This window comes from Micromonospora sp. NPDC003776 (genome assembly GCF_053605645.1).
In genome coordinates this window covers 1-4,322 of sequence record NZ_JBSGJR010000578.1, presented here as the reverse complement: position 1 = coordinate 4,322, position 4,322 = coordinate 1, and the positions used below count along the sequence as shown (strand labels likewise).

The window sequence follows — 4,322 nt, the reverse complement described above, 5'->3', positions numbered from 1 at the left end:
TCCGATCGGACCCGGGCCACCGCTGCGTTCAGCCCCTGAATGCTCAGGAGTTGGGGCGCTTGCCGTGGTTCGCGCCGCTCTTCTTGCGGGCCTTCTTCTTCCGGGCCTTCTTCGCCATGCTCTGCCTCCTTGTGCTGGTCACGGATCCGGCCGCGGCGAGCGCGGCGAGGTCGCGTACCGGTCCACCCGCGGTGCGGGAACCGACCCGCTGATGCTAGTGCCGGTTACGGCGGCCCGGGTCGGGCGGGGGCGGAAGCCAGGGGTTCGGAACGTGACGCGGGCCATGATTGGATACCGTTCGCAGGCACACCGGTGGAGAGGGAGGGCCGAAGATGGCCGAGGAGATCCGCGCCGAGATGGTGGCGAACGTCTGGAAGGTCGTCGTCGCGGCGGGGGACACCGTGTCCGAAGGGGACACGCTGGTGATCCTGGAGTCGATGAAGATGGAGATTCCGGTCGTCGCCGAGTCCGACGGTGTCGTGCAGCAGATGGCGGTCAACGAGGGCGACGTGGTGCAGGACGGCGACCTCATCGCGGTGATCGGTTGACCGGCCTGCTCGTCCGCCGGGCGGAACCGGCGGACCATCCCGCGGTGGCCCGGCTGACCGTGGCCGCGTACGAGGCGGACGGTCAGCTCAAGGGCGAGACCGGGTACGGCGCGGTGCTGGCCGACGTGGCCTCCCGGGCCGAGACCGGTGAGGTGCTGGTGGCCGTCGACGAGGCCACCGGTGAGGTGCTGGGTGCGGTGACGTTCGTGCTGGCCGGCACCCCGTACGCGGAACTCTCCGGGCCGGGCGAGGCCGAGTTCCGGATGCTCGCGGTCGACCCGGCCGCGCAGGGTCGGGGCGCCGGCGCGGCCCTCGTCCGGGCCTGCGTGGCCCGGGCCACCGAGCTGGGCTGCTCGGCGGTGGTGATCTGCGTACGGAGCGGCATGGCGACGGCCGCGCACCGGTTGTACGCGCGCTTCGGGTTCGTCCGGGCGCCGGAGAAGGACTGGGCTCCGCTGGCCGGTGTGGACCTGCTGGGCCTGCGCCTGGAGTTGCCGGCGCGCGGCTGAGCTCCGACCGGCCGCCGCCGCGGCGGTGACCGGTCCGTCAGCCGGCGTCGGCGATCTTCGCCAGCAGTTCGTCGGCCACGTCCAGGGCGATCTTCTTGCGCTCGTCGCCGGTGATGTGCGGGGCGCGGATCGCGAACCAGCTGGTGTGCACGGCGAAGAGGCACAGCGTGCCGCGGAGCTGGGCCTGCGGCGAGTCGTCGCCCCGGCACAGCTCGTTGGCCAGCTGCATCATCCGGTCCCGCATCTGCATGCCGGCGCTGAGGCTCTTCAGCACGGTCTGGTTCTGCTCGAAGAAGCGCATCACCGAGGGCAGGTCGCCGGAGAACATGGTGTCGGCGTACCGGCTTATCAGCTCACGGCGGGTGGCCAGGGTGGCGGGCTGGGTGTGCGCCCACTCGATCAGCTCGTCCATCCGGCGCAGCCGGTCCTCGACGAAGCTGTTGACGATCTCGTCCTTGCTCTTGAAGTGGTAGTAGAGCGCGGCCTTGGTCACCCCGAGCCGCTCCGCGATCTCGCGGAGCGAAGTCTTCTCGTACCCCTGCTCGGTGAAGAGCTCCAGCGCGACGGCCTGAATCCGTTGCCGCGTGCCGCCTGTGCTCTCCCTCACCGTAACCACCTAACTCGCTTGACGGGTTTCTGCTGTCCAACTTACCGTGCGGCTAGTAAGGTAACTAGCCGGGCGGCAAGTAAGTCGGTCACAGATCTTCGGGGGAGCTTACCCATGAGTCAACCAGCCCAGGTGGCAGTGCGACCCAACGTCCGGGTCGTCCTGTTCGGCCTGATGATCGCGATGATGCTCGCGATGCTCGACAACATGATCGTCAGCACCGCGCTGCCGCGGATCGTCGGCGAGTTCGGCGGCGTCGACCACTTCACCTGGGTCGTCACCGCGTACGTCCTGGGCACCACCGTCTCCACCCCGATCTGGGGCAAGCTGGGCGACCTCTACGGGCGCAAGGCGGTCTTCCTCACCTCGGTGGTCGTCTTCCTGATCGGCTCCGCGCTCTGCGGCATGTCCGGCTCCAGCATGTTCGGCGGGGTCGAGGACGGCATGATCGAGCTGATCGCGTTCCGGGCCGTCCAGGGTCTCGGCGCCGGTGGCCTGATGGTCGGCGTCATGGCGATCATCGGTGACCTGGTGCCGCCCCGCGAGCGGGGCCGCTACCAGGGCATGATCGCCGGCATCATGGCCATCGCCATGGTGGCCGGTCCGCTGGTCGGCGGCTTCATCACCGACCACCTCTCCTGGCGCTGGGCGTTCTACGTCAACCTGCCGCTGGGCGGCCTGGCCCTGCTGGTCCTCGCCACCACCATGCACCTGCCGAAGTACCGCACCGAGCACAAGATCGACTGGTTGGGCGCCGGGCTGCTCTCGGTCGGCATCACCGCGATCGTGCTGATCACCACCTGGGGCGGCAACGAGTACGACTGGGCCTCGCCGCAGATCCTCGGCCTCGCCGCGCTCGCCCTGGTGGCGCTGGTGATCTTCGGCTTCGTGGAGCGCCGGGCCGCCGAGCCGATCCTGCCGCTCGGGCTCTTCGCCAACCGCAACTTCGCGTTGATCTCGGTGATCGGCTTCCTGCTCGGCTTCGCCATGTTCGGCGCGATGAACTTCCTGCCGATGTTCCAGCAGACCGTGCAGGGCGCCTCGGCGACCAACAGCGGCCTGCTGCTCCTCCCGCTGATGTTCGGCATGCTGGTGGTCTCGCTGGCGGTCGGCCGGACGATCACCAAGACCGGCCGCTACCGGGCCTTCCCGATCATCGGCGGCGTGGTGATGGCCATCGGCATGGGCCTGCTGACCCGGCTCGACGTCGACACCAGCAAGCTGGAGTCCTCGCTCTACATGATCGTGCTGGGTGTCGGCATGGGCTTCCTCATGCAGACCTCGATGCTGATCGCGCAGAACAGCGTCGAGCAGAAGGACCTCGGCGCGGCGAGCGGCGCGGCCACCTTCTTCCGGTCCATCGGCGGCTCGTTCGGCATCTCGCTCTTCGGCGCCATCTTCGCCAACCGGCTCGCCGCCTCGGCCGCCGGTGGGGCGTTCAGCGGCGGCTCCGGCGAGGGCCGTGGCCTGGACCTGGAGAAGCTCAAGCAGCTCACCGGCCCGATGCGTCAGGTCGTCCTCGGCGCCCTGGCCGACGGCATCTCGCACGTCTTCATCTGGGCGATGATCTTCACCGTCGCGGTGCCGGTGCTCGCCTGGTTCATCAAGGAGGTTCCGCTCCGCTCGGCCAACGAGCCCCTGGCCGGCACGGCCACTCCCGACGACGAGGCGGAGACCGCTCTCGGCAAGGCCCCCGTCGCCTGACCCAACCTCCGCGCGCGGCCACGCCACCCGAGACGGGGTACGGCGTGGCCGCGCCGTTTCCGCCCCCGTCAACTTCCGCTCCGCGCCTCCCCGCGCCGTGCCCCCTGCTGATTCACGGAAAGAGTGCCTTTGGCGGCCGTCATAGCGCCTCTTTCCGTGAAAGAGCGCGGATCCCGCGTGGGGAGGGCGCGGGGAGGGGCGGGGTGTGGTCAGGGGCGGAGGAGGGTGCGGAGGCGGTGCCAGAGGCGGCGCCAGGGGCCGGGCCGGGTGCCGGGTGCGGGGCCGGTGATCAGGGTGTTCGCCAGCGCGCGGGTCTGCGGGTCGAGGTCCGGGGTGGCCAGCGACAGGTAGGCCAGCGAGGTGGCGATCGGCACCGGCCGCTCGCGCGCCACCGCCGCCACGTCGGCCAGCCGCTCGGCCACCACCTCGGCCACGTCGGGGCGTACGGCGGGGTCGACCCAGGCCGCGGTGACCAGGGCGAAGAGGGCGGCCTCGGTGATCCAGTCCTCCACGCCCCAGACCAGCTCCACCAGCACCCGGCGGCGGGTGGACCCGGCCCACGGCTCGTCGGTGCGGTGGTGCAGCAGGCCGAGGCAGGCCCAGACCTGGACGCAGCGTACCCAGAGCGACGGGTCCTGGCCGGACAGCACCCGACCCAGCGCGGTGGCGGGCGGTTCGGGCGGGTGCACCAGCAGGCCGAGCAGGTCGGTCAGGTCCAGGGTGGCCAGCCCCACCGCCGCGTCGTAGGCGGCCGGCGGGTGTGGCCAGGCGGGATGGGCGAGCTGCCGGATCCGCTCCGCCGCCGCGGTGGACGGCGTGGGCAGGGTCGGCGCCGCGGTGGTGCCCTCGTAGCGCCAGACCTGGCAGGTGGTGGCCCGCCGGGGCTCCCGGGGGTCGGGGTCGGCCACCGCCGCCACCTCGACGTCCAGTCCGGGCGCGGCCGCCGCCGCGGTC

The 4,322-nt window shown here is 71.1% G+C and carries 4 protein-coding genes and 2 pseudogenes; 3 read left to right on the top strand and 3 right to left on the bottom strand.

The window, feature by feature from the left end; genetic code table 11:
- Window positions 1-43: 43 nt before the first annotated feature.
- Window positions 44-118: a 50S ribosomal protein bL37 gene (locus ACWEVO_RS31230; protein ID WP_369700219.1), complete on the bottom strand. Its 75-nt coding sequence runs from the start codon at window positions 116-118 to the stop codon at window positions 44-46.
- Between the two features lie 214 nt (window positions 119-332).
- Between ACWEVO_RS31230 and ACWEVO_RS31225 the strand changes: the two genes are divergently transcribed.
- Both ACWEVO_RS31225 and ACWEVO_RS31220 read left to right on the top strand, forming a co-directional pair.
- Window positions 333-548 (top strand): biotin/lipoyl-binding carrier protein, encoded by a 216-nt coding sequence (locus ACWEVO_RS31225; protein ID WP_452311053.1) that lies wholly within the window; start codon window positions 333-335, stop codon window positions 546-548.
- A complete protein-coding gene (locus tag ACWEVO_RS31220; protein WP_452311052.1) occupies window positions 545-1,057 on the top strand; it encodes a GNAT family N-acetyltransferase in 513 nt (170 codons plus the stop codon). Before ACWEVO_RS31225 ends, ACWEVO_RS31220 begins: the two co-directional genes overlap by 4 nt.
- A 3-nt stretch (window positions 1,058-1,060) precedes the next feature.
- Here the strand turns inward: ACWEVO_RS31220 and ACWEVO_RS31215 are convergent.
- A pseudogene (locus tag ACWEVO_RS31215) lies at window positions 1,061-1,664 on the bottom strand (TetR/AcrR family transcriptional regulator); the annotation flags it as partial.
- A 114-nt stretch (window positions 1,665-1,778) separates the two neighbouring features.
- On the opposite strand from ACWEVO_RS31215, the gene ACWEVO_RS31210 reads away from it, so the two are divergent.
- Window positions 1,779-3,368 carry an MDR family MFS transporter gene (locus tag ACWEVO_RS31210; RefSeq protein ID WP_452311051.1) on the top strand — a complete coding sequence of 530 codons (1,590 nt, stop codon included), beginning with the start codon at window positions 1,779-1,781 and terminating at the stop codon, window positions 3,366-3,368.
- Window positions 3,369-3,577: 209 nt separating this feature from the next.
- Here ACWEVO_RS31210 and ACWEVO_RS31205 read toward each other — a convergent pair.
- Window positions 3,578-4,322: pseudogene (locus tag ACWEVO_RS31205) on the bottom strand (tetratricopeptide repeat protein); the annotation flags it as partial.